Below are 5,082 nucleotides of genomic sequence, written 5' to 3' on the forward strand. Positions count from 1 at the left end.
GGGCGAGGACGTGTCCGGCCGCGTGCGCTCGCTTGCCACGCTGGACGCGGAGTACCTCCGCCGCCTCGCCTCGTCGAGGCGCTTCGGCGACCTCGTGCTCCACGACTACGTGGACCAGATCGACGAGGGGAGCTCGCTGCAGTTCGCCGCCCTCCGCGCGACGCTTCCGGACGGGGACGAGTTCGTGTCCCTGCGGGGGACCGACTCGACCCTCGTGGGCTGGCGCGAGGACTTCATGCTGAGCTTCACGGTGACCGAGGCCCAGAGGCGCGCGGCGGCCTACTGCGCGGAGGCCCTGCGCGGGCTTGCGGCCCGGGGGAGGGACGCCTACCTCGGTGGGCACTCGAAGGGCGGGAACCTGGTCGCCTTCGCCGCCCTCTCCTGCCCCGAGGGGCTACGCCCGCGGATCCGCGAGGCGTACAGCTTCGACGGCCCGGGCATAGCGCCCGAAATCATGCCCCAGAGCCCGTCCTCGCTCCTCGGTGACCGCTTCCATCACGTCTGTCCCGAGCACAGCGTCATAGGCATGCTCCTCTCGCGTCCCGAGGACCCCCACGCGTTCGTGCGAAGCGACGGGAGCGGCATGCTGCAGCACGACCCCATGACCTGGGAGTGCCTGCCCGACGGGCTGGCGAGGGCGGAGGGCCTGGACGACGACGCGAGGAGGGTGGACGAGGCGATCGCGGCCTGGGTCTCGCAGATCGACTTGGACCACCGCGCGGAGTTCGTCTCCGAACTCTTCGGCGTGCTCGGCGCAGGGGGTGCCGCCACCTTCGACGAGGTGCTCCAGCCGCCGAGCATCCAGGCGGTGCTCGCGGCCGCGGTGTCCGTCAGCGACCAGAGCCGCGAGCTCGTGCGCAGGCTGGTGGGGGCGACCGTGGACGCCTACCGGACGTCGGCGGGGGAGCGCGTCGCCGAGGCGCGGGAGGCTGCCGCCCGCCAGGCCCGCGAGCTGGTCCGAGACGTCGCCGACCACCTGGCGCTCGCGGGCGAGGAGGGGGAGGCCGAGGCCCCGCGGAGGCAGCCGCTCCTGCCCAGGGCGAGGGGGGCGCGCCCGGACGACGACGCCTAGCGCAGCCCGGTCACGCCGCCCACCAGGCTGGCGACGACGCTGATCACGATGGCCCCGAAGAACGCCGCGCCGAAGCTCGAGATGAGGATCCCCGCGTGGAAGACGTTGCGCGAGAGGTAGCTCGCGAGCTCGAGCATCAGGGCGTTGATTACCAGCGAGAAGAGGCCGAGCGTCAGGAAGTTGAGGGGAAGCGAGAAGAACGTCGCCACGGGCTTCACGGTCGCGTTGACGAGGGCGAGCATGAGGGCGCACATGGCCGGGCCCATCCAGCTGCCCCCCACGGCCTCGATGCCGGGGACCAGCGCGATCGCTGCCATGGTGGCAATTGCGGTGACGAACCAGGTTCCGAGAAATGACATGGGTTCCTCCTTCTGATGGCTTGGTTATACCCAGGTTCGGTTCCTGCCATGCCTCGTGCCAAGGCCCCCCTCTCGCTTTAATGGAGTAAAGTAGGCGGCCAGGGGAGGCCACGGATGTCCTGCCCATGGCGAAGGGCGGGGCGCATGGCTCGGAGTGCGGGCGAGAGGATCGGAAGCGCGGACGCGGAGCGGCTGTACTGGGCGGTCGGCCTGGTGTCCGACCCCTCCGAGGCCCGTGCCTTCCTCCAGGACCTCCTGAGCCCGAAGGAGGTGGAGGAGCTGGCCCGCCGCCTGCGGGTCGCCACCATGCTGAGGGACGGGGCGTCCTACCTCGAGGTGTCCCGCCAGACCGGGGCGTCCTCCACCACCGTGAGCCGCGTCTCGAAGTGCCTGAACGGCGAGGCGGGCGGGTACCGCCGCGTGCTCGCCCGGATGGACGGGGAGTAGGGCGCACCGCCATCCGGCACCGACATGGGCCCGCGGCTCCCTGCCGCGGGCCCATGGCTTGGCGTCCCACCCCCCGCGCTACCATGTGCCCGTCGGCACGGGCGACGAGGCGCGGCCGTTCGGTTCGAGGAAGGGGAGGGCACATGCCACTCAAGCTCATACGCACGGACGACCCCCGGCTCCTGGGCGCCCCCGTCATGCGCGAGCTCGGCGCCACTTCCGCCGTCGCCGAGGCGACCCTTTTCGTGCCCTCGGTCGATCAGGCGCTCGCCTGCAGGAGGGCGCTTGCGGACGACCCGCGCGCGCCCCACCTCCTGCAGGTGGCGACCCCCGTCGCCTGGGCGGAGGAGCGCTGGGGGCTGTGGGGTGACGGACGCCGCGTCGTCGACGCCACGGCACGGCTCGCGCTTCTGCGCGTCCTGCTCAACCGCGCCCGGTCCCAGGGCGCCCTCGAGGGCCTTGCCGGCACCAGCGGCACGCTGGACCTCCTCGCCCGCCTCTGCTCCGAGCACCTTCCCGAGCTGCCGCCGGACCAGGGCGACCCGCGATGGAGGGCCCTGGGGAGCGCGGAGCGCAAGCTCTGCGGGCTTGTGTGCGAGTACGGGGAGGCGCTCCGCCGCCGTGGCCTCGTGGAGCTCTGCGAGGCCATGTGGCTCCTGCCCGACGCACTCGCCGAGGCTCATGGCAGCCACCCGCGCGTCGTCGCGGCGGGGTTCGACCAGGCGCCCCCCTCGGTCCTGCGCCTCCTCGCGCGCCTCGCGGGCGCGGGGGAGCTCGTACTGGTGGTGCGTTCGGACGGGGGTCCCGCGACGGCCCTCGCGGAATCGTCCGCGCGCGCCGTCGTGGCGCTCTGTCGCGAGCTCGGCGTCGAGGTTGCCGAGGAGGAGTCGGTCGAGGGGCATCGCGCGCCGGCGGCAGGCGAGCTCCTGGGACTGCGTGCGCGGCTCTTTCGCATGGGCGAGCCCTCCATGGGCGCGCTCGAGCCATCGGGCAGGGTCGCGCTCCTCGAGGCGTCGGGCCCCCTCAGCGAGGGGGAGCTCATGTGTGCCGAGCTCCTCGAGCGGGGACGTGCCCTGGCGGCCGATGCCGGGACGGCGAGCCTTGCCGTGGTGGTGCCCGACGTAGGCCGCGCCTGGTCCGAGCTCGCGCCCAAGCTCGCCACCCGCGGCGCCTGCGTCCGGGCCAGCATCCCCGTGCGCCTGGACCGCATCCCCCAGGTTCGTGCGTTCCTGGGCTTCGCAAGGGAGCTCGCGCGCCTTTCCGAGCTCGACCTCGGCTGGCCCGGGCCCGTCCAGGGTCCCGACGGCAGGCCACTGCCCCAGCTGGGCGACATGTCCTGGTGGCCCCCCCGGCCCATCGTGGACTTCCTGCTGAGCGACGCGAGCGGGATGGGACGGCAGCAGGCGTGGGAGCTCGACCGCCGCTGGCGGGGGAACCGCTCCCTCACCCCGCGCCAGCTGCTCGAGTCCCTCGGCCGCAAGCGCAGCACCAGTCCGGAGGTCCAGCAGGCGACGGCGGCGATACTCCGCGGCCAGATCGGTCACGCCGCGGGGCTGCTCGCCCATGCCATGGAGGAGGCGGACCAGGCCCAGGCCGACCTCGCACGCTCGCGGGGGGAGGGGCCGGGGACGCCTGGCGAGTCCCGGCTCCGCGGCATCGACGGCCTGCGCTCCCTCCAGGCGGTCTCCGGTAGCGTCAGCGAGCTCGGCCTGGGCCGCGGGAAGGGCAAGGGGCTGGCGCCGGCCGGCATGTCGCTCTCCGAGCTCTGCGACCTCTTCGCCGAGCTCGCGGGGAGGCAGGCGCTGCGCCGCCGCCTCGTCCTGGGGGACGAGGCGGCCCAGGTGGGAGTGAGGCTCCTCTCCCGCCCCGAGGCGGCCCGGCTCGAGCCCGCCTCCCATGACCTCGTCCTGGTCTCGGGGCTCACGGCGGCGGAGTACCCGCTCGCGCCCAGGGACGACGCGTACGAGGCGCTCCTCTCCAAGCTTGGCCTCGGCGGCTCCGACGACCCGCTCGAGCTCGCGCGCTCGCAGTTCGCCTCCGCCGTGGCCGCGGCGCGCAGCTCGCTTCTGCTCGAGCGCGCGACCCATGCCGCGGACGCCTCGGTCGGCTATCCGGCAGTCATGCTCACCGAGGCGCTGGCCTGCTACGGCTTCGAGGGCGAGGGTCCTTGTCCCCTCCGCGTCCGCGGCATGGGGGAGGGCGAGGCGAGCCTCTGCCTCTCGGGGGAGGGCTCGCGTCCCGCCCCGCAGGGCTCGCGCGCGGTCGCGGCCGGCTCGATGCTCTCGCCGGGGTTGCGCGGGATGATCGTCGTCCCCCGCCCGGGCGAGGCCGAGCTGCCGGGGGGCCGTCCGTCCCTCTCCGCCTCCCAGATGGAGTCCTACCTGGAGTGCCCCCACAAGTGGTTCACCCTCAGGAGGCTCGGCCTGGACCGCGTGGACGCCGGCTTCGGCCCGCTCCAGATGGGAAGCTTCGCCCACCGCGTCCTGGAGGTGTCGCACCGCAGGCTCGCGACGGAGGCCGCCCGCGCCGCCGGGCTCCTCGGGGATGGCGGGGAGGCCGACTTCGAGCTGCTGGGGCAGTCGTACGTCCCGGGAACGCGGGTCACGCCGCAGAACCTCGAGCACATGCGCGAGCTCGTCTTGACCGAGGTGGACCACCACCTCGCCCACCAGCTTCGTCGGGCCACCACCGTCGCCGCGCAATCGCTCGTCCCGCATGACAGCGGGGAGCGCCTGCAGCTCGACTTCCTGCGTCGCGACCTCCTGAGCACCGTCGAGTTCGAGCTGGGGGTGCTCGAGGGCTTCGAGCCCCGCCACTTCGAGCTCCGCTTTGGGGGGAGGCGTCCCCAGAGCGTGCACGTGAGCTATGCCGGCGCCGACTTCGTGGGCAGCGTCGACCGGGTGGACGTGAACGAGCACGGCTGCGCCGTGGTGATCGACTACAAGCACAAGGGCGCTGCGGGCTTCGCCGCCGAGTACGACGTGTTCGGGAGGGAGGGCTGTCCCGGGCCGGGGGGGCTCAGGCTCCCGCGCAGGGTGCAGGCCCTCATCTACGCGCAGGTCATCCGCCGCATGATGCCCGACCTCAAGGTGGTGGGGGCGATGTACCTCTCGACCAGGGGGTCGCGCGCGGACCAGCACGAGCTCGCGGGGGTGGTCGACGCCAACTTCGCCGACCAGGTGCTGGGGCCCGCGAGGCAGGCCC

At 73.5% G+C, this 5,082-nt stretch carries 4 protein-coding genes; 3 read left to right on the forward strand and 1 reads right to left on the reverse strand.

Annotated elements, in window-relative coordinates; genetic code table 11:
• Nucleotides 1-1,072, forward strand: a 1,072-nt coding sequence (locus BQ7388_RS11155; RefSeq protein WP_072500692.1) for an Mbeg1-like protein, incomplete at its 5' end; no start/stop codon positions are given.
• Here BQ7388_RS11155 and BQ7388_RS11160 read toward each other — a convergent pair.
• Nucleotides 1,069-1,431 (reverse strand): phage holin family protein, encoded by a 363-nt coding sequence (locus tag BQ7388_RS11160; RefSeq protein ID WP_009278985.1) that lies wholly within the window; start codon nt 1,429-1,431, stop codon nt 1,069-1,071. The two genes, BQ7388_RS11155 and BQ7388_RS11160, sit on opposite strands and share 4 nt — an antisense overlap.
• A gap of 144 nt (nt 1,432-1,575) precedes the next feature.
• Between BQ7388_RS11160 and BQ7388_RS11165 the strand changes: the two genes are divergently transcribed.
• Nucleotides 1,576-1,878, forward strand: a complete 303-nt coding sequence (locus BQ7388_RS11165) for a YerC/YecD family TrpR-related protein (RefSeq protein WP_072500693.1) — start codon at nt 1,576-1,578, stop codon at nt 1,876-1,878.
• 143 nt (nt 1,879-2,021) lie between these two features.
• Nucleotides 2,022-5,082, forward strand: a 3,061-nt coding sequence (locus BQ7388_RS11170; RefSeq protein ID WP_072500694.1) for a PD-(D/E)XK nuclease family protein, incomplete at its 3' end; no start/stop codon positions are given.

The sequence above is a fragment of the Olsenella phocaeensis genome (genome assembly GCF_900120385.1).
In the GTDB taxonomy this organism is placed as follows: domain Bacteria; phylum Actinomycetota; class Coriobacteriia; order Coriobacteriales; family Atopobiaceae; genus Olsenella_I; species Olsenella_I phocaeensis.